The 18,792-nt window shown below is 66.6% G+C and carries 15 protein-coding genes; 6 read left to right on the top strand and 9 right to left on the bottom strand.

Annotation, left to right across the window (positions count from 1 at the left end):
* Positions 1 to 38 precede the first annotated feature (38 nt).
* The gene (locus ATJ93_RS15745; RefSeq protein ID WP_120245597.1) at positions 39 to 2,408 is read right to left on the bottom strand and encodes a twin-arginine translocase subunit TatC; all 2,370 of its coding nucleotides are present in this window, start codon (positions 2,406 to 2,408) and stop codon (positions 39 to 41) included.
* A gap of 172 nt (positions 2,409 to 2,580) precedes the next feature.
* Here ATJ93_RS15745 and tatC point away from each other — a divergent pair, with 172 nt between their 5' ends.
* From tatC to ATJ93_RS15725, 4 genes are all read left to right on the top strand, one after another.
* A complete protein-coding gene (gene tatC, locus ATJ93_RS15740; protein WP_245977607.1) occupies positions 2,581 to 3,651 on the top strand; it encodes a twin-arginine translocase subunit TatC in 1,071 nt (356 codons plus the stop codon).
* Between the two features lie 447 nt (positions 3,652 to 4,098).
* Positions 4,099 to 6,243, top strand: coding sequence for an assimilatory nitrate reductase NasA (gene nasA, locus ATJ93_RS15735; protein WP_120245596.1), 2,145 nt, complete (start codon positions 4,099 to 4,101; stop codon positions 6,241 to 6,243).
* Between the two features lie 10 nt (positions 6,244 to 6,253).
* Positions 6,254 to 7,612 (top strand): MFS transporter, encoded by a 1,359-nt coding sequence (locus ATJ93_RS15730; RefSeq protein WP_120245595.1) that lies wholly within the window; start codon positions 6,254 to 6,256, stop codon positions 7,610 to 7,612.
* A gap of 363 nt (positions 7,613 to 7,975) precedes the next feature.
* Entirely contained in the window at positions 7,976 to 9,784 is a 1,809-nt protein-coding gene (locus ATJ93_RS15725) for a nitrite/sulfite reductase (RefSeq protein WP_120245594.1), read from the top strand.
* Between the two features lie 241 nt (positions 9,785 to 10,025).
* Here ATJ93_RS15725 and ATJ93_RS15720 read toward each other — a convergent pair whose 3' ends face one another.
* The 5 genes from ATJ93_RS15720 to ATJ93_RS15700 form a co-directional block, all read right to left on the bottom strand.
* Entirely contained in the window at positions 10,026 to 10,388 is a 363-nt protein-coding gene (locus tag ATJ93_RS15720; protein WP_120245593.1) for a hypothetical protein, read from the bottom strand.
* Positions 10,389 to 10,505: 117 nt separating this feature from the next.
* A complete protein-coding gene (locus tag ATJ93_RS15715; RefSeq protein ID WP_120245592.1) occupies positions 10,506 to 10,862 on the bottom strand; it encodes a hypothetical protein in 357 nt (118 codons plus the stop codon).
* Positions 10,863 to 11,111: 249 nt separating this feature from the next.
* Complete coding sequence (gene larE / locus ATJ93_RS15710; protein ID WP_120245591.1) at positions 11,112 to 11,996, bottom strand: ATP-dependent sacrificial sulfur transferase LarE; 885 nt, start codon at positions 11,994 to 11,996, stop codon at positions 11,112 to 11,114.
* A 78-nt stretch (positions 11,997 to 12,074) separates the two neighbouring features.
* Complete coding sequence (locus ATJ93_RS15705; protein WP_120245590.1) at positions 12,075 to 13,052, bottom strand: Gfo/Idh/MocA family protein; 978 nt, start codon at positions 13,050 to 13,052, stop codon at positions 12,075 to 12,077.
* Between the two features lie 113 nt (positions 13,053 to 13,165).
* Positions 13,166 to 13,852: a ThuA domain-containing protein gene (locus tag ATJ93_RS15700; protein ID WP_120246030.1), complete on the bottom strand. Its 687-nt coding sequence runs from the start codon at positions 13,850 to 13,852 to the stop codon at positions 13,166 to 13,168.
* A gap of 122 nt (positions 13,853 to 13,974) precedes the next feature.
* On the opposite strand from ATJ93_RS15700, the gene ATJ93_RS15695 reads away from it, so the two are divergent.
* Positions 13,975 to 14,556, top strand: coding sequence for a hypothetical protein (locus ATJ93_RS15695; RefSeq protein WP_120245589.1), 582 nt, complete (start codon positions 13,975 to 13,977; stop codon positions 14,554 to 14,556).
* Between the two features lie 8 nt (positions 14,557 to 14,564).
* On the opposite strand, the gene ATJ93_RS15690 is transcribed toward ATJ93_RS15695, so the two are convergent.
* Entirely contained in the window at positions 14,565 to 16,052 is a 1,488-nt protein-coding gene (locus ATJ93_RS15690; protein WP_120245588.1) for a sensor histidine kinase, read from the bottom strand.
* 123 nt (positions 16,053 to 16,175) lie between these two features.
* On the bottom strand, positions 16,176 to 17,402 hold the full coding sequence (locus ATJ93_RS15685) for a glutamate--cysteine ligase (RefSeq protein ID WP_245977601.1): 1,227 nt from the start codon (positions 17,400 to 17,402) through the stop codon (positions 16,176 to 16,178).
* A 264-nt stretch (positions 17,403 to 17,666) separates the two neighbouring features.
* Between ATJ93_RS15685 and ATJ93_RS15680 the strand changes: the two genes are divergently transcribed.
* Positions 17,667 to 18,266, top strand: coding sequence for a cupin domain-containing protein (locus tag ATJ93_RS15680; RefSeq protein WP_120245587.1), 600 nt, complete (start codon positions 17,667 to 17,669; stop codon positions 18,264 to 18,266).
* Positions 18,267 to 18,278: 12 nt separating this feature from the next.
* Here the strand turns inward: ATJ93_RS15680 and ATJ93_RS15675 are convergent, their stop codons facing one another.
* Entirely contained in the window at positions 18,279 to 18,779 is a 501-nt protein-coding gene (locus ATJ93_RS15675; RefSeq protein ID WP_120245586.1) for a YciE/YciF ferroxidase family protein, read from the bottom strand.
* Positions 18,780 to 18,792: the final 13 nt, after the last annotated feature.

The following is an 18,792-nucleotide window of genomic DNA, read 5'->3' as shown; positions in this document are numbered from 1 at the left end:
GACGGATTCTACCGACGAGCGGAACTGATCGACCGACGTTATTCGGCGACGGCGCCCTCTGCGTCGGCGTCCGGCTCGGCCGGCGTGCCGCCGCGACCGCCCCCGAAGAGCCGACCGCCCGCGGTGAGCACGTAGAGGACGGCCAGCCCGAGCAGGTAAGTCAGTGCGATCGGGATCGCCAGCAGCAGCATCGTCAGAATGCCCTTCGGGCTGGCGAAGGCAGCCACCGCGAAGACCCCGACGACGGCCGGCCGCCAGCGCTCGAGCATCGTCCGGTAGCTGACGATGCCGCCGATGTGGAACAGCGCCATCGTGACGATGACGTTAAAGAGGAAGCCGACGCCCAGCGTCGTGTAGATCACGAGCCAGGAGAAGCTGTTGATCCGGTAGGAGACCTCCATCCCGTTGGCCAGCGCGTCGGTGATCAGGTAGGAGATCACGGCCGGCGCGATCCAGTAGAACCCGAGGAAGACCCCGAGTCCGAAGCCGGCAAACAGCGCGAGGCCCCAGACGAGGAAGATCCGGGAGTCGCCGGTGACGAGCCCGCGTTCCTTGGCCGCCGGCCAGCCCCAGTAGCAGATCAGCGGCAACACGGAGACGAATCCGAGGATCGTACTCACCTTCACCATGAAGATCAGCACCTCGACGGGCTCGAGCGCGACGACTAAGCCGAGGTCCTGGAGCAGTTGTATCGTCGCCTGGGTCGTCATCTCGCCGCCCAGATAGGCTTCTTCCCCGTCGGCGACTTCCGCGAGCACCTCGTCGGGCACCCGATCGACGAACTGCGCGAGGATGATGCCGAAGCCGCCCTGGTACAGCGCGAGGAAGGTCCCGCCGAGGACGGCCATGAAGACGCCGACGATGTAGATCGTCTTCGAGGTGAGGCTGTCGACGATAAAGGCGAGGTCGTAGGCGTAGCCGCCGATGTCGTCCTCGGTCGTTTCGTCCTCGGTGAAGGGATCGAGCATCCCCGCGGCGGTGCTCGCGACGACGCTTTCCTCTTCGTCCTCGCCGGCGCCGCCGCCGGCGGCAGCGGGTCTGTTGGCCGCCGCGCCGTCGCTCGAGTCGCTGCCGCCCTCCTCGTCTGCCTGTGCCTGCAGCGTATCGAACCGGTTGAGAATCGCCTCGGCTTTGTCCCGGTTGTCGTCGTACATCGCCTGCCGGGAGTACTCGAGGGCTTCCTCTTCCTCCATCGAGAGGAACACCTGCGCCGGAACCTCCGCGATGTCCTCGGCCGCGAGCGTCTCGAAGTCGACTTCGTCCGGGTCGTCCGCGGTTCGGATGTCGTCCTCTCGGGGGTAGACCGGCGACTGCAGGACCTTTATCGTGTAGCCGATGAGGACGATGAGTCCGACGACGGCCGCGATGACCAGTCCGGCGACGGCGTCGCCGAGCAGGCCGTACTCAGCCGAGAGCGACTCGAGGCCGGAGCCGAGCGTGAGCGAGCCGTCGGGGCGGAATCTAGACGGCAGCAGGGGGAACAGCGCCGCTTCGGTTCGGTCGAGTCCGTCCTGGTTGAGGAAGATAGTCGTGCCGACGGTGACGACTGCCAACGCGCCGACGAACTGGAGTACGCGCCGCTTGACGAGGCCGACGCCGGTGTCGAGTTCGGCCGCGCCGCGACGGCGGATGTTGGTGACGACCTTCGAGAGGCCGAGGCTGAAGACGTAGAGGGCAAACAGCGGCAGCGCCCACATGACCAGCGTGAACGGGTCCGGCGGCGAGAACATCGCGCCGAAGACCGTGATCGCGACGATCGCGTGGCGCCACTTGTCGCGGAAGGTTTCGTAGGAGACGATCTCGGTGTACGCGAGGGCGCTCATCGCCAGCGGCAGTTGCGCCGCGAGGCCAAAGGAGAGGGTCAGCAGGACGGTAAACTGCGTGAACTCGGTGATTCCCCAGTGGGGATTGACGCCGGCTTCGTAGGAAATCGTCGCGAGGAAATCGAAGGCGAAGGGGAAGAAGACGCCGTAAGCGTAGCTGACACCGACGCAGAACAGAGTCACCGAGATGGCGCCGAGGCCGGCGACGTACCACTTCGAGACGGGGACGACCGACTGGACGCCGCGTTCACGAAGCGCGTCTCGAGAGAAGTACAGCAGCGCCGGAATGGCGAGGATGACCCCGATGAGCATCCCGATCTTCGCCTGCAAGAGGATGACCTCGAACGGCGTCCGGGTGATGATATCGGTCGCTTCGCCGATTTCCTGGCTCATCTCCGCCTTCGCCGTCGCCTTGAGGAAATCCCAGATGAAGACCCGCAGGGCGTAGAAGGAGCCGATGAAGCCGATAACGAAGACGATAAACACCTTCTGGAGGTGCGTTTGGGCGCTCGAGAGCAGTGCGCCGAGGGTTTCGCGCCCGCTATTGATCGCTCGGGCGGTGTCCTCGTCGACGGCAGAACTCATTGTCCGTGGGTAACTGACATCCGGTTATCAACCTTTCGAGTCCTCGAGTCGAAATCGCCGATTGACGGGAATTCGCCGGCTGACCGGGGTCGGTCTGATCGGTCTGCGGCGGTCGCTGGAAGTGGCCGTAAGAAAAAGGCCTATAACCGCCGGCCTATCTATATCCCGATAGATGTCGGACGAGTCGGCAGCCGACGGAAGCGCGGATTCCGTCGCATCCGGTTTCCGCGCTCGGACTCGCAGACGCCGCGACGAGCGATTGCTCCCTGACGGCGGGTCGACCCCGTCCGAGGGCACGGATTCGGAGTCGAGTGCGAATTCGGACGCAGATTCGGATTCGGACACGGACTCAAACTCGAGCGCCGCGACCACGAACGACGACGAGAACGAGACGCCGCCGGTCGAAACCGACGGCGAGGGCGTCGTCAACCCCGAATCCGGCGCCGGTACCGGCGAGTCCTACCCCGACCCCGAGTATCCCGATCCCGACGACGAGGACCTGGGCGGGCTCGAGACGCCGCCGGACGACGAGGAGATGCCGCTGGCCGACCACATCGAGGAGATGATCCTCCGGCTGGCGGTCGTCTTGCTGTTCGGGACGGCCGGGACGGCGATCGGGCTGCTGTTCGCGTCCGACGCGATCAGTTACATTTGGACGGACGTCTTCCCCGCTGCGGCCGAGGAAGTGCCGCCGCCGCACGTCTACCATCCGTTGGAGCTGTGGCTGACTCGGATCAAGCTCTCGGCGCTGCTTGGGATCATGGTCGCCTTACCGACGTTCGTCTACGAGTGTTACCTGTTCATGCGCCCGGGGCTGTACCCCCACGAGCGCAAGTACTACCTCGCGGCGGTTCCGACGAGCGTCGTCCTCGCGGGTATCGGGATGGTCTTTTCCTACGTACTGGTGTTGCCCGTCCTCTTCCAGTACTTCACGTACTACGCCGAGGGGAGCGCGGCCATCGCGTACGCGCTCGGCGATACGTTCGACCTGATCATCACGCTCACCGGCTTCCTCGCGATCGTCTTCCAGATTCCGCTGTTCATCATGCTGGCGATCATGATGGGCGTGACGACCCGCCGGTGGCTCGCCCAGAAGCGGCTGTACTTCTGGGCCGCGTTCCTCGGACTCTCGTTCATGTTCACGTTCGACCCCTCGGGGATGGCGCCGATCCTCGTCGCGATCGTCATGGTCGCGCTGTTCGAGGGGACGCTGTTGATCCTGAAATGGGTCGGCACTGAGTGACCGCGGGCCGGATTCGAGTCTGAGTTCCTTCCGTTCCCGTTCTACCCTGCTGCTTTTCCGCGCGTCGTCAACCTCGAGCAGCAGCCCTGTCTCTCAGCCAGCACTGGGATGACCGTCGCGTTCCCTCTCGGACCGGTCAAGTTCGATCGTCGATTTTGAGCCGAGGTAACTGGTAGCATTGAACACGGCATCTCGTGGACGGACGTCAGATCCGGGTACGCCGACCCGTGATTTTACGGCCTTATATTGTTCCGAGGTGTTCGTATATTAGCGGAAGCGCCCATTTTATCGGCTGTTAGTTCGATATTGTAAACGATTATCGTTTAGTGCTTGCACACGTTCCTCCCTATCCGTGAATAACTGTGTGTTAGTGGAACAATCTACTCGGCCGGCGTCGGTTTGTCAATCGGGATCCACTGGGCCCGGACGTACCGGGAGGTGCAACGCATGACCGATCTCGTGCCGACGACGTGCATGCGGTGTGCCGTCGGCTGCGGCCACGTCCAGCGGCCCGTCGAGCAGGGTTACGGCCTCGACGTCGTCCGCGGCGATGCCTCTCACCCGGTTAACAACGGCCTCGCCTGTCAACGCGGAATCAGCGAAACCGCCGACCCCGACGGGGAGTGGCTGACCCGCCCGCTCGTTCGTCGCGACGGCGAACTCGTGCCGACGACCCTCGAGACGGCCCTGGAACGAGCCGCGGAGGGGCTCGAGGGGGCTCTCGAGAGCGGTCCCGAGGGTGTCGCGGTGCTGGGCAGCGGGCAGCAGACCAACGAGGCCGCCTACGCGCTGGGGAAGCTCGCCCGCGGCGGCTTCGGCACGCCGTACTACGACGCCAACACGACGCTGTGTATGGCCTCGGCCGTCACGGCCTACTACGACGCCTTCGGCAGCGACGCGCCGCCGCCGACCTACGACGACATTCCCAAAGCGAAGACCCACATCGTCTGGGGCGCGAACCCCGCCGCGGCCCACCCGGTCATGTTCCGGTGGATCAATCAGTCGGCCGACGCGGACGACTCCGAACTGATCGTCGTCGATCCGATCGAGAGCGAGACCGCTGCGGTCGCAGACCTCCACGTCCCCCTCGAGCCGGGCGGCGACCTCGCGCTGGCCCGCGCGGTACTCGCCCGGATCGTCGAGACCGGCCGCGCCGACGAGGAGTTCATCGCCGAAGCGACCGAGGGATTCGACGACCTGCGCGCCGACCTCCCCGACGCCGAAACGGCCGCCGAGCGCGCCGGCGTCTCGATGGCCGACGTCGACCGCATCGCCGCGGCGCTCGAGGCCCCCTCCCTCATCTACTGGGGAATGGGCATCAACCAGAGCGTCAACGGTACCGCGGCGTCGGGCGCGCTGATCGACTGCTGTCTGGCGACGGGCAATCTCCGCCCCGGCTCGGGTCCGTTCTCGCTGACCGGGCAGGCCAACTCGATGGGGACCCGCGTTTGCTCCTCGAAGGGGACCTGGCCCGGCCACCGGCCGTTCGACGACCACGACCACCGCCGCACGGTCGCCGACCACTGGGACGTCCCCGAGTCCCGACTGCCCGACGATCCCGGCCCCGGTCCGGTCGGCATCGTCGACGCGGTCGGCGACGACGTCGAGGCCGTCTACGCCGTCGCGACCAATCCCGCCGCCGGCATGCCGAATGCAACCCGCGTTCGCGAGCAACTCGAGGACGCCTTCCTCGTCGTGCAGGATTCGTTCCGCTCGGAGACGGTCGAGTGCGCCGACGTCGTGCTGCCCGCCGCAACGTGGGGCGAGTCCGAGGGGACGACGACCAACATGGAACGGACCGTTTCCCGCGTCCGCGCCGCGACGGAGACGCCCTCCGGAATTAAGACCGACCTCGAGCTCATCGGCGCGATCGGCGACCGCGTCGTGCCCGACCTGTTCGAGACGCCGCTCGAGTCCGCGTCGGTTTTCGACGAACTGGCGACGCTGACCGCGGGCACGCTCGCGGACCTCTCGGGGATCAGTTACGAGCGCCTCGCGGAGGAGGCGGCGGTGCGCTGGCCCGCGCCCGGACCCGATGTCTCGGCGGGGTACCGGTACTACGAGGGGCCGGGCGATGACGACGCTGCGGACACGGACAGTGAGTCGTGGTCGTTCCCCACCGACTCGGGCCGCGCGCAGTTCTCGAGCGGGCAGGCTCGTCCGCTGCCCGAGGAGACCGACGAATCCTACCCGCTGACGCTGACGACCGGCCGTCGGCCCGACGCGTACAACACCGGCGTCCGTACTCGAGAGAGCGAACCGCCGGCCGCTCGCGTCAGCCCTGCGACGGCCGTCGCACTCGTGGACGAACTCGAGGGCAGCGAGCGCGTCGACGCTGCGGTGCAGAGCGATGACGACGCCCGATACGGCCGCGTCGTCTCCCGCCGCGGCTCAGTCACAGTCCGCGTCGAAACCGACGAGTCGATCCCGGACGGCGTGGTCTGGCTGCCGATCCACCATCCCGCGGTCAACGACCTCACGCTGCCCGACGTCGATCCGCGCTCGAAGGAGCCCAACTTCAAGCAGTGCGCAGTGCGTCTCGAGCCGCCCCGCGAGCGGGACGTAAGCGCAGTCGCGGAAGTGAGCGCGTGACGGGGACACGATGAGCGAGTCCGAAGGCGAGCACGTCGCGGCGGGTGACGCGCACGCCGAGCTCGAGGTCCGCGGCGGCCCGTTCCAGGGCGTCGCGTCCGCAACCTTCGGCTTCTTCGTCGGTTTCGCCGGCGTCGTCCTCTTCGGGCCCGTCGCCGCCGAGTTCGAGGGTGCGATGGGACTGTCCGGCCTGTTGCTCGGCCTGCTCGTCGCCGCGCCGCAACTCACGGGGTCGTTGCTCCGAATTCCCTTCGGCGCGTGGGTCGAGAAAACGGGTGCGAAGATGCCCTTTCTCGCCCTGTTGGGACTGTCGATCGTCGGCATGGGCGGGCTGCTCGTTCTGCTGGTGACGACCGCTCCCGACGGGTTGACGATGGCCCACTACCCGCTCGTCTTCCTGCTCGGTTCGCTGTCGGGCTGTGGCATCGCAACGTTCTCGGTCGGCACCGCCCAGACGTCGTACTGGTACCCGTCGCCGAAACAGGGAACGGTCCTCGCAGCCTTCGGCGGTCTCGGCAACACCTCGCCGGCGATTTTCACGATCGTCCTTCCGGCCGCGCTCGCCGCCGTCGGGTTGACGACCACCTACGCCGTCTGGTTTTGCTTCCTCGTCGTCGGAACCGTCATCTACGCCCGGTACGCCGTCGATGCCCCGTACTTCCAGTTCCGAAAGCAGGGCCTCGAGGACCGCGAGGCCAAGCGCCGCGCTGAAGCACGCGGCCAGGAGTTGTTCCCGAACGGCGACGCGTTGGAGTCGATTCAGGAAGCGGCGCGGATTCCGCGCACGTGGTCGCTGGTCGCGCTGTTTTTCGTCTCGTTCGGCGGCTTCCTCGCGCTCACCACCTGGCTGCCCTCCTACTGGCAGTCGTACCACGGGCTCGAGTCGCGGACCGCCGGCCTCCTGACGGCGCTCGGATTTACGCTGCTGTCGGCGGCCGTCCGTATCGGCGGCGGTGCGCTCAGCGACCGCGTCGGCGGCGAGAAAACCGCGATTGCAAGCTTTGCCACGATCGCCGTCGCCGCAGCGATCCTGATCGTCGCGCGGGATTTCGCCCTCGCACTGGCCGCGACGATGCTGCTCGGTGCCGGGATGGGCGTCGCTAGCGCGGCCGTCTTCCAACTCGTCCCGAAGTACGTCCCCGACGCCGTCGGCGGTGCCTCCGGACTCGTCGGCGGGATCGGCGCCTTCGGCGGCTTTGTCGTTCCGCCGCTGCTCGGCCTGTTCGTCGACCTCCGTGGCGTCTCCGGGTACGCGGCCGGCTTCGTCGTCTATCTCGTCCTCGGCTTCGTCGCGATCGGCCTCTCGAGCCACCTCTATCGAACGCAGCCCGTTCCGAGGGCGGAAGCGGGGGTTCCAGCCGACGATTGAGTGAACTCGCCATCGCTTTTCGCTTTGGCTTTTTCCGACCGATCGCAGAATTCCGCTTCGCGTCGCGGTCGTTCGGTCACCGTTCGATCGTCGGTATCCCTCTCTATCGAGAGCGTGGATGTCTCGAGCCGCAGTCTAATTCTGTCGATTGACCCGGGGGTGACTGCTGGAAAACGTCCTTATACAGATCATATCTGATTGTACATCTCACGTCTGATCCTGAAACGCGCCCTATTTCCAGCATATGTCAACGATTAGTGTTATATGGTTTAGGTACATGATATAGAAACGTGAATTCCGAAATGTTTGGAGTGGAAATCCGCGAATCTACGTCGAATCGTCCGTCCGACGAGGTGGTCGTCGATGGTGCATAAGAAAGAGGAACAGAAGGAAGACTGCTACGGCGACGAGGTGCGCGAGCACATCGAGGAGTTCGCGGAAAACGGCGGCTTCGAAGCCATCCCGGAGGACGAAGTCGACAAGTGGACCACCCGGTTCAAGTTCTGGGGGGTCTTCCAGCAGCGCTCCGGTCAGGAGGAGTACTTCATGATGCGGCTGACCAACGCCAGCGGCATCTTAGAGCCGGGTCAGCTGCGCCGCATCGGCGAGGTCGCCCGCGACTACGCGAAGGGGCCCGTCGAAAACCCCGAGTTCGGCAACGGCTGGATCGATCTGACGACGCGCCAGTCGATCCAACTGCACTGGCTCGAGCTCGAGGACATCCCAGAAATCTGGGAAAAACTCGAGGCAGTCGGCGTCCACTCCCGCTCTGCGGGCGGCGACACGATGCGCAACATTTCGGGCTGTCCGCTCCACGGCAAGGCCGAGGAGTTCGTCGAGTCCGGGTCGCTGCTCGAGCGCTTCGAGGAGGAACTGCGCGGGGATGACGAACTGGCGAACATGCCGCGGAAGTTCAACATCAGCGTCTCGGGCTGTCGGGTCGGCTGCGCGCAGGACTCGCTGAACGACATCGGGTTCGAGCCGGCGACGAAGGAGATCGACGGCGAGGAAGTTCGTGGCTTCAACGTCTGCATCGGCGGCGGCCTCGGCGGTCGCCAGCCCCGCGCCGCGACGCCGCTGGACGTCTTCGTCCGGCCCGAAAACGCCTACGAGGTCGGCCGCGGGTTCGTCGAACTCTACCACGACTACGGCAACCGCCAGAACCGCTCGAAGAACCGGGCCCGGTTCTTCGCCGAGGACTGGGGCATGGAGAAAATCCGCGAGACGCTGCAGGAGGAGTACGTCGACTTCGAGCTACACACCGCCGGCGAGGACTTCCGCGGCGAGTACACCTACAACGCCGGCCGACCCCACGACGAGGGCCCGCACGACCACGTCGGCGTCGGCGACCAGAAGGGGGACGGCATGAAGTACGTCGGCCTGAGCGTCCCCGTCGGCCGCCTGCCGGCCGAGGACGCCATCGGGCTGGCCGATCTGGCCGACGAGTACGGCTCCGGCGAGATTCGGCTGACCCGCCGGCAGAACCCCGTCATCGTCGACGTTCCCCACGAGGAGGTCGACGCCCTGCTCGCGGAACCGCTGCTCGAGGAGTACCCGCCCGAACCCAGCACGTTCGAGCGCGGCGCGATGGCCTGTACGGGGACGGAGTTCTGCTCGATCGCGCTGACCGAGACGAAGGCGCGGATGGCCCGCATGCTGCGCTGGCTGAACACGAACGTCGACCTCCCCGACGACGTCGGGAAGATCAAGATGCACTACTCCGGTTGTACGGCCGACTGCGGGCAGGCGATGACCGCCGACATCGGCCTGCAGGGGATGCGCGCCCGCAAGGACGGCGAGATGGTCGAAGCCTTCGACATCGGCGTCGGCGGCGGCGTCGGCGAGGACCCCTCCTTCGTCGACTGGATCCAGCAGCGCGTCCCGGCCGACGAGGCCCCCGGCGCGATCCGCAACCTGCTCGAGGCCTACGCGGCCCACCGGGAGTGCGAGACTCCGGAGGGGTCTCGAGAGGGCGGTGAAGCCGTCCGGGGGCAGACGTTCCGCCAGTGGGTCGAGGCCACGGCCCAGGAACAGCTCATCGAGTTCTGCGAACCCGAGGAGACGGACTTCGAGGCGCCGTACATGGACGACGCCAAGCAGTCGTGGTACCCCTTCGCCGACAGCCCGTCGGCGGCCGCCGCAGCCGAGGAAGCTGCACCGTCGGACGACTGACGACGCGGCCGCGACGCGCTCGCGGCTCCGAACTCCAAACATCGCTCTCCGCGTCGTCGCCGCTCGAGTCGCTGTCGGTTCGATCGTGTCAAATGCGCTCTCGAGCGGCGAGCGATGGCGAGCGAAACGCGAGACGTCGTGTCGACTGCTGTTTCTGTTTTTGTGACGCCCTACGACCGACTGTTACGCCTGTCGAAGCGGGGCGGCGGAGAAGACGGCGATATTGGAGCTACTCGAGCGCTCAGTCGCCGGAAGGTTCGTGATTCGCGTGAGACTGCTGTTCGCTGCCGCCGAGCGAGAGCGCAGTCCGGTAGCCGCGCGCGAGCGTCTTCCGAGCGAAGTACAGGGCGTTGGTCGGCCCGGTCCGATCGACGGGGGCGCGGTAGCTGACGATCAGCGACCACATCGTCGCGACGCCGAGCGAGCCGGCCGCGGAGAAGGTCATCCCCATCGTCGCGTAGGTGCAGGCGTAGACCGCGCCGATGGTCATCGACGGGACGCTCGAGCCCAGCGGGACCTTGGCGGTTGCGTCGCGGACGGTCGGGGCGAGGAAGACGATCGAGAGGACGCTGCCGGCGAGGAAGACGAGGTCTTGCCACATCATCAAAACTCCTTACTCGAATGCGAGTAAAAAGCTCGTCGGTATTGTAAACGGAACGATATATTGACTATCAGTCGACGGTGATTTTCACTGCTCACGACGGCGACTATCGGTTTCGTGTCACCGATGTTCTCGCGTTCGCTCGTAGGCGTAGTCGACGGCGTCCTCGAGCGAGCCGGGCCCGTCGTAGTTGGCGGCGAACAGGTCCATGAACTGGCGGGCGATCCGGTTGCACCGTTCGAAGGTCAGTACGGTTCTGACGCGGATGGTCTCGGAGAAGTCGAGTCCGGGATAGGAGGTCGCCGTCAGCGTGTAGCCGGGGTGGTCTTCGCCGTCCAGCGACGCCGGTGCGACCTTCAGCCGGAGGTCGCCGGATTCGTGGCGGTAGGTTCGATACTGCATCTCTCGATCGGTGTCGGCTGGCGTGTACGACCGACTCTCTTCCGTGTTCCACGCAGGCGGCACGTCGGCGTCCATCGATTAGTGATACCAAGCCGAGTGCTACGTTCGTATCGCATTGCGCAATATTCCCGGACGTTAGTTCAGAAACTCCACTACCGACGAATCTACCGCCGATAATACGATTATATTCTGACCGAGCGTCTATTAGGTTGGTGGTGTTCTGGACAATACAACAACCGACATCGAAATTGGGATCGGTTTCGATACCAGTTCTGGAATCGAGTCTCCGATCTGTAGTGAACTGAAACGATCGGCCTGCGATCGTCAATCGTCGGTTTCGGACTCCGCCGCGAAGACGTCCTCGACGACCGGCTCGTCGGTCTCCGCGTTCGTCTCGGGGCTGACGCTCCCGGTCCGGTACCCGTGCAGGTCCAGCGTGACGTGGTCGAAGCCGATCCGCGACAGTTCCTCGCGGACGGTTTCGGCGAACTCCGTCGTCAGCGCGCGCTCGAGTTCGTCGGGCGCGACTTCGATGCGAGCGAGGCCGTCGTGGTCGCGGACGCGGAACTGGTCGAAGCCCCACTGCCGCAGCAGGGCCTCGGCCTGCTCGACCCGCGTTAGACGCTCCTCAGTGACCTCGAGGCCGGTCGGGATCCGCGAGGAGAGGCAGGCCATCGAGGGTTTGTCGGCGACCGAGAGGCCGTAGTGCTCGGCGATCGCCCGCACCTCGTCTTTCGTGATGTCGTGAGCCAAAAGCGGCGAGTGGACGTCCAGTTCTTCGACGGCCTGCAGGCCGGGGCGGTGGCCCGCACCGGGATCGTCCGCGTTCGTCCCGTCGCAGACCGTCTCGACGTCGTTTTCGCGGGCCGTCTCGAGCATCTCGCCGAGTCGCATCGTCCGACAGTGGTAGCAGCGATCGTCGTCGTTCTCGACGAAGTCGTCGCTTGCGAGTTCGGAGAAGGAGACGATCTCGTGGCGGATGCCGATCTCGTCGGCGACCCGCTTTGCGTCCTCGAGTTCGGCTTCGGGGAGCGTCTCGCTTTTCGCGGTGCAGGCGATCGCGTCGTCGCCGAGGGCGTCGTGGGCGATCGCGGCCACCGCGCTCGAGTCGACCCCGCCGGAGAAGGCGATCAGCACCCCGTCGCGATCGGCGAGGTCCTCGCGCGCGGCCTCGAGTTTCGCCTCGACCTCGTCCTCGACCGTTGTCATAGCCCCCCGTTCGTACCGGACGGGCAAAAGCGCGTTGTCGTCGGCGTCGCTCCTCGATGCGTCGCGAACGCGGCCGGCTCAGGCCTCGTCGACGTCGACGGCGCGATCCGTCTCGGCGCTCTCGTAGAGCGCGTCGATGACCGCCATGTTGGCGATCGCTTCGTTCCCGTCGGTGCGGGGCTGGCGACCGGTCTCGGCGCAGTCGGCGAAGTGCTCGATCTCGAGGCGGTACTGATCGACCGGGTCGAAGGTTTCGACGGCGTGGCGGCCGTCGATGTAGTACTCGAGTTCGTACGCGTCGCTCGAGGGGTTGAAGGCGCCCTCGACCTCGATCCAGCCGTTGGCGGCCTCGATGCGGTAGCGCTGGACGTCCTGGGTGTCGAACCCGGAGGCGATCCGGGCCGAGGCGTCGTCGTACTCGAAGATGCCGGCCAGTTCGGTGTCGACGCCGCTGTCGCGGGAGTCGTTCGTGTAGGTGTAGACGCTGTTCGGCTCGCCGAGGACCTGTCGGACCAGCGAGACCGGGTAGCAACCCACGTCCATCAGGCTGCCGCCGTGTAAGTCCGGCGAGAGGCGGATGTCGTCGGGGTTACCGAACAGCGGGAACTTGAACGACGCCGTCACGGAGCGGACGTCCTCGAGTTCCTCGCTGGCGAGCTCGAGCGCGCGCTCGGTGCGGGGATGGTAAAGGTACATGAAGCCCTCCATCAGCGTCACGCCCTGCTCCTCGCAGTGGGCGACGACCTCGCGGGCCTCCGCGGCGTCGACGGTCAGGGGCTTCTCGCAGAGCACGTCGATGCCCGCGTCGGCCGCCTTCTTCGTCCACTCGGCGTGGAACTCGTTCGGCAGCGGGATGTAGACCGCGTCGACGTCTGCCTCCTCGATGAGCGCCTCGTACCCCTCGTAGCAGTTTGCGATCCCGTGCTCGTCGGCGAACGCCTCGGCTCGCTCGAGGTCTCGAGAGGCGACGGCCGTGACCTCGTGCTCGGTCGGTTCGATGCCGGGGAGAAAGGCCTTCCGCGCGATGCCCGCCGTACTCAGTACGCCGAAATCCATGGTACGACGTTTCGCGAAGGGGCGTAAATAACCGCCCGATCCGGTCGCGGGCGGTCGATCCGCTTCGTAGCGGGCCGGCGACCGAGCGGTTCAGTCTCGAGCGCGAGCCTCGATCACGCTTCGGCCGTCGTCCAGGCGATCGCGTTCCGCAGGAGCCCGCGGAAGCCGGCGCTTTGCAGCGCCTCGTCCGTGTGGCCGATCGAGACGTAGCAGACTCGGCCGTCCCCTTCCGTTCGGACCCAGGCGATCGGGTAGTCCTCGAAGTCGGGATCCGGGTGGTCCATCCGGGCGAGAACCGTTAGATCGCTCTCCGCGCCCTCGTCGGCGTCCACCTGATACGGTTCGTCGTGGACGCTGAAGTCCGCGACGCCCTCGGTTACGGGATGGTCGGCGACGATATCGACGCCGAACTCGGCCTGTTCGGGATGATCGAGGAAGTGGCCGCCCAGCAGCGAGCGGAGTCCGGGGACCGGTTCGTCGCGTTTCTCGAGAACGTCGTCGGCGTCGGGGTCGGACGGCTCCGTACTCTGCAGGTCGGCGGCGCAGTGGACGCCGAGGTAGCCCCCGCCCGCCCGGACGAACTCGAGCAGACCCGCCTGCTGGTCGTCGGTGAGCGTGCTGTCGGTGAGGTAGTCGATCAGGAGGTCGTACTCCGAATCGGGCAGCGCGGCGAGCTCGTCGCGGTCCGTCGTGGTCGTCACGTCGGCGGTATCGCCGACCGCGTCGACCAGTTCCGGCCCCTTCTCGTCGATCTTGTGGAACGGAAACGTATTCTCGCCGATCAGTAGCGCGTTCGTCATATCTCGGTCGTCGCGGTCGACGACCAAGTAGTTTGATACCGCGTGACGTCCCGAACCGTCGATCCGGGCCGTCACGAGCGCGCCGGACCGTTAAGACGCTGCTCGTGGTACCGTCTCGCCCGATGTCAGTATCCGATCGTCTCCGCCAGTTGCGACCGTCCGCCGGGTCCGCGTCCGAAAGGCGCCCCGCCGCGGACGAGCGCTCACGCACCGCAGACAAAGACGTCGCCGGCGCGGTCGCCCGCGGCGTCCAGGCCGGCTTCGTCGCGACGCTGATCATGACGGCCTTCCGGCTGCCGATCCTGCGGTCGCTCCCGCCGTCGGCGAACTTCTGGTCCCAGTACGTCGCCCGCGACCACGACCCCGACGAGCACCCGATCGCCGGCCTCGTCTTGCACCTCGCGTACGGTATTCAGGGCGGCGCCCTGTTCGGCGCCCTGTTCGAACTGCAGGACGCCGAGCAGGCGATCGAACCCGAGCAGCGCGGGCTCGTCTGGGGCACGATCTACGGCCTGGTGCTGTCGGCCTTCGGCTCACAGGTCATGCTAAAGGAACTGCTCGACATCCAACTCGACGCCGACGAACTCACGCTGTTTCACGCGGGGCATCTCGTCTACGGGCTCTCGCTGGGCGCCTGGGTCGGCTCCCGCACGGAGGGCGTCGAGGACCCCGAGACGGAGTACGAGTACGACGACGGCAACTAGCGGAACGCTTACGTGGCCGTCGGGAGCGTAAAGTAAAACGTCGTCCCTTCCCCGGGCTCGGAGTCGACCCAGATATCGCCGTCGTGGTGGTCGACGATCTTTCGACACAGCGAGAGGCCGATGCCGGTCCCCTCGAACTCGTCGTTCGTGTGGAGGCGACTGAAAACGTCGAAGATCTGATCGACGTACTCCGGTTCGATCCCGATTCCGTTATCGGCGACCGAAAACACGCAGCGGTCGCCCCGGCGATCGGCGTCGATCTCGATTTCCGGCGGCTCGTCCCCGCTGTACTTGATCGCGTTCGTGAGCAGATTCGAGAAGAGTTGGTCGAGTTGCCGGCCGACGCCGACGACCTCGGGTAACTCGCCGACCGCGACCGTCGCGTCGGTTTCGTCGATTCGGCCCTCCAAACCGTCCAGCACGCCCTCGACGACGTCGGCAGTGTCGACCGGTTCGAACTCCGATTCGTCCAGATCGATTTTCGAGTACGTGAGCAGGCCGTCGACCATCTCCCGCATCCGATCGGCGCCGTCGACGGCGAAGTCGATGTACTCCTCCGCGTCCGCGTCGAGGTCGTCGGCGTACCGGGACTCGAGCAGTTGCAGGTAGCTCGAGATCATCCGCAGGGGCTCCTGGAGGTCGTGCGAGGCGACGTAGGCGAACCGCTTGAGCCGCTCGTTCGACTCCTCCAGTTCCGCGACCGTCTCGTTGAGTTCGGCCCGCGCCCTGGAGCGATCGACCAGCGTGTGCAGCATTCGATCGACGTCCCGATCGGGCTCGTCGGGTTCGAAGAACTCCTCCGGCGGCGTGTAGTAGAAGTTGTGACAGACCGTATCGTCGTAGACGAGGTGGGGATGCGTTCGAATCACGTCGACGAGCGTCTCCGCCGGAATCCGCTCGCGGTCGTAGTGACAGAGCGCGATGCAGTCCTCGCCCCGGAAGAGTTCGTTCACGCGGCTCTCGTAGGCCATGAACTCCTCGATCGTCGCGTACTCGTCGAGGATGAAGTTCGTGCTCGCGGTCACGCGAAGGCCCGGGTACTCCGCTTTCGCTTCCTCGATGGCCTCGGCGTACACCTCGAGCATGTCGTCGGCGTCGAAGCGGCCGGACCGGAGGTAGGTTTCCTCGAGCGAGTGGAAGGTCAGTTGGCCCGACTCGAGGGCGGCGTCGATGTCGACGCTCCCGCCGCGGAGTTCCGCGAGAATCTCGGATTCGGTGTAGTCGTCGATGACGTACATCACGCGTTCGCCCGTCTCGATCCCCTGGCGAACGAACGGGGTGACAGTCGCGAACCGCTCCTCGTGCGTGCTGTAGAAGAGGGCGATGTGCTCGCAGGTCTCGAGATCCTCGAGTCCGACGAACGGCTCGACCGTGCCGTCGAACGCCGGACTCGACTGCAGCGCTTCCAGCCCGCTCTCGACGGTCAGCGCATCGATGGTGTCAGCAACCTCCGCCTGAGAGTCCCGCGGGTTGCTGGGATCGGACTGTGAATTCATGCTCCCGAGAAGGACAGCAACCGGTAAGTAATCTTTGTCGCCCCGACCGCCGCTCGACGTCCGTCCGCCCGTCGGACGCTCGTAGCCCGTCGAATCTCGTCGGAACCGCGACGCGGGATCGCGTTACGACTCCGTCGACTCCGCCGACTCCGCGAGCGCCGCGACGTCCGCCTCGAGCAGCCCCGCGTACTCGAGCCGGAGCTCCCGCGCGTCGGCTCGGGTGACGAACTGGCGGCCGTCGATCCGCGCGGAGATCGGGTGGTAGTCGTCGACGGCGAATCCCATCCGCTCGAGGTAGGCGACGAGCGGCGTCGACTCGAGACCCTCGTAGGTCGCCGCGTCGACGAGGTCGGCGACGGTCGTCGAGCGCGGAAGCGCGAGGCCGTTGCGCGTGACCCGACCCGGCGGCGCCGCGCCGTCGCGCTCGGTTTCGCGGGGCCCGAGGCGGCCGCGTGACTCGCCGCGCTCTCCTCGGCCGCCGATGCGAACGGTGCCGCGGCGAAGCCGATCCATCACCGTCGCGACGTCCTCGGCTAGTCCGAGGAGTTGCCTCGGCAGGGCCGTGTCCGGCGCTCGCCACTCGAGCATCGGCGGCTCGGCCCGCTCGCGGAGCGCGACCGGCGTCCAGCCGACGGCCGCGGGTTCGAGGTGATCCGCCACCGCCGCCGGATCGACGCCGTTGTCCACCGCCCGATCCGCAACCCGCTCGTATCGTTCCTCGAGACGGCGCGTCCAGTCAGCGGCGGAGTCGACGTACCGGCAGGGCTGGTCGCTGTGCGTCCGAGTCCCGCCGAGTCGCGTCCGGTAACAGTGGGTCCGCGCGCCGACAGCGACGCGGTCGCCACCGACGTAGGGCGAGGTGTTGACCAGCGCAAGCGCGGGCGTCAGCGCGAGCAGGGCGTTGAGCTGGTCGGTCACCGATCGCTGTTCGACGCAGACTCGAGCGCCGGCGCAGTAGGGGCCGCGATCGGCGTTCGATCCCGGCTCGGCGCCGAGCCCCGTTCCGCTGCCGTCCGCACCGTCGTTCGCGGCGTCGTCGATCACTCGCTGCAGCCGAGTGCGATCGCCGCCCGACCGATCGACGACCGGATCCCCGTTGATCGGCGTCGCCAGCGGCACGAGCCGCCGCTCCGCGTCGGCGGCGCGTTCGCACGCCGCCTCGAGTCGCGCGACGAACGCCTGCCGAAGCGCGCTGCTCGACTCGCAGGATGGCGTCGTCACTGTGACCAGCGACGCGAGAGCGCGTTTTTCGGCTGCGATTCCCTCTGTGTCGGCGATCGATCCCGCCGGCGCGAAATCGCCGTCGCTATCGACGACCCAGTAGTCGGCCTCGAGGCGCGTGTTTATCATCGGAATCTCGGTGTCGATCTCGGTTGCGAGTCGAAATCCGGCGTCCGAGATTTCGACTGCGTCGCGGTCGTCCGTCGTTCGATTCGGGACCCGGCGGCGATACCCGCCGTCTCGGGTCCGTCGTTGCAGTTCACTGCCGCTTCACCCCGCCCGACCGAAGTGGCCGGGCCTGCAGGTGCGCGCGAGACGGGCGAGCGGCTCGATACGGCACGTTCCGGTCGAACCCTTTTCCGCCGGTTCGGTGAAGTCCCCCGCAGATCACCCATGATTCCCTCGAGCGACACCGACGTCGACCCCGCCGACGTGATCGCGAACCCGGTAACGGGCGAACGAATCCGCTTTCGCGAGGCGACGCCGGCGGCGCTGCGGTTCGACTACCGGCTGGAACCCGGCGGCTTCGGCGTCGGGAAGGTCGATCACGTCCATCCGAAGCAGGCCGAACGGATCGCGGTCGAGTCGGGCCGGCTCGGCGTCCGCATCGACGGCGACGAGTGGACGGCGACGCCGGGAACGCGGTTTTCGGTGCTTCCCGGAACGGATCACACGATCTGGAACGAGGGCGCCGACGAACTGCACGCGGTGATCGAACTCCGCCCCGCCCTCGAGATGCGGCCGTTCTTCGAGACGCTGTTCGGGCTCGCGCGCGAGGGAAAGACCAACGACTGGGGCCTGCCCGGTCCGCTGCAACTGGCGGTGCTCGCCGACGAGTACCGCGAGGCCTTCGCCTTCGGCCGGATTCCGCTGCCCGTCCAGCGCGCGCTCGTCGGGGCGCTCGCCCCGATCGGCCGGCGTGCGGGGTACCGGGCGCAGTACGATCGGTTCAGCGGGGAGCGCGCTCGCACCGGGTCGCACTCGGGGCGGTGACGGTATCGGCTGCTACGCCTCCTCGAGCGCCATCGTCTCGCCGATCGAGAGCTCCGTTTCGAGTTCCTCGAGCGCCTGCAGCGTCGCCCGCTCCTCCGCGAGGGTCGTCTCGAGCGGTTCGACGACGTCGTCGGCGTAGGCCAGCCGGCCGGCCAGCCGCACCAGCGTCTCGTAGCTCCTGATCTCGAGGCGTTCGGCAAGCAGCCCGAGTTCGAGGTCGTCGGGAACGGTCGGCTCGCCCTCGGCATCGTCGCGCAGGTGTCTCGCGTCGGCCAGCCCGTCGACCGAGCGCGCGCGGCTGGCCCGCGGCCGGCGACCCAGCGCCGCGAAGACGTCCTCGAGGCGCTCGATCTGGCGGGCGGTTTCCTCGCGGTGAGCGGCGAACCGATCGCCGAGTTCGTCGCTGGGCGCGTCGGTCGCCATCTCGTCGAGCAGTTCGGCGTGCGTGCGTTCGACGTAGTAGGCGTGCTGTAACTGGTATCCGAACAGGTCCTCGAGCGTTTCGACGTTCATGGATGGTGTGGGT

This window comes from Halopiger aswanensis, assembly GCF_003610195.1.
Taxonomy (GTDB): Archaea; Halobacteriota; Halobacteria; order Halobacteriales; family Natrialbaceae; genus Halopiger; species Halopiger aswanensis.
Note: the sequence above shows the minus strand (reverse complement) of the source record. Positions and strands in the feature narration are given on the sequence as shown.

What these genes read in the sequence shown, in the direction of transcription:
- ATJ93_RS15715 (WP_120245592.1), bottom strand. Translation starts at nt 10,862, where the DNA reads ATGGACGCCGACGTGCCGCCTGCGTGGAACACGGAAGAGAGTCGGTCG.
- ATJ93_RS15725 (WP_120245594.1), top strand. Translation starts at nt 7,976, where the DNA reads ATGGTGCATAAGAAAGAGGAACAGAAGGAAGACTGCTACGGCGACGAG.
- ATJ93_RS15705 (WP_120245590.1), bottom strand. Translation starts at nt 13,052, where the DNA reads ATGGATTTCGGCGTACTGAGTACGGCGGGCATCGCGCGGAAGGCCTTT.
- ATJ93_RS15720 (WP_120245593.1), bottom strand. Translation starts at nt 10,388, where the DNA reads ATGATGTGGCAAGACCTCGTCTTCCTCGCCGGCAGCGTCCTCTCGATC.
- ATJ93_RS15695 (WP_120245589.1), top strand. Translation starts at nt 13,975, where the DNA reads ATGTCAGTATCCGATCGTCTCCGCCAGTTGCGACCGTCCGCCGGGTCC.
- ATJ93_RS15680 (WP_120245587.1), top strand. Translation starts at nt 17,667, where the DNA reads ATGATTCCCTCGAGCGACACCGACGTCGACCCCGCCGACGTGATCGCG.
- ATJ93_RS15730 (WP_120245595.1), top strand. Translation starts at nt 6,254, where the DNA reads ATGAGCGAGTCCGAAGGCGAGCACGTCGCGGCGGGTGACGCGCACGCC.
- ATJ93_RS15700 (WP_120246030.1), bottom strand. Translation starts at nt 13,852, where the DNA reads ATGACGAACGCGCTACTGATCGGCGAGAATACGTTTCCGTTCCACAAG.
- ATJ93_RS15685 (WP_245977601.1), bottom strand. Translation starts at nt 17,402, where the DNA reads ATGATAAACACGCGCCTCGAGGCCGACTACTGGGTCGTCGATAGCGAC.
- larE (WP_120245591.1), bottom strand. Translation starts at nt 11,996, where the DNA reads ATGACAACGGTCGAGGACGAGGTCGAGGCGAAACTCGAGGCCGCGCGC.
- ATJ93_RS15690 (WP_120245588.1), bottom strand. Translation starts at nt 16,052, where the DNA reads ATGAATTCACAGTCCGATCCCAGCAACCCGCGGGACTCTCAGGCGGAG.
- tatC (WP_245977607.1), top strand. Translation starts at nt 2,581, where the DNA reads ATGTCGGACGAGTCGGCAGCCGACGGAAGCGCGGATTCCGTCGCATCC.
- ATJ93_RS15675 (WP_120245586.1), bottom strand. Translation starts at nt 18,779, where the DNA reads ATGAACGTCGAAACGCTCGAGGACCTGTTCGGATACCAGTTACAGCAC.
- nasA (WP_120245596.1), top strand. Translation starts at nt 4,099, where the DNA reads ATGACCGATCTCGTGCCGACGACGTGCATGCGGTGTGCCGTCGGCTGC.
- ATJ93_RS15745 (WP_120245597.1), bottom strand. Translation starts at nt 2,408, where the DNA reads ATGAGTTCTGCCGTCGACGAGGACACCGCCCGAGCGATCAATAGCGGG.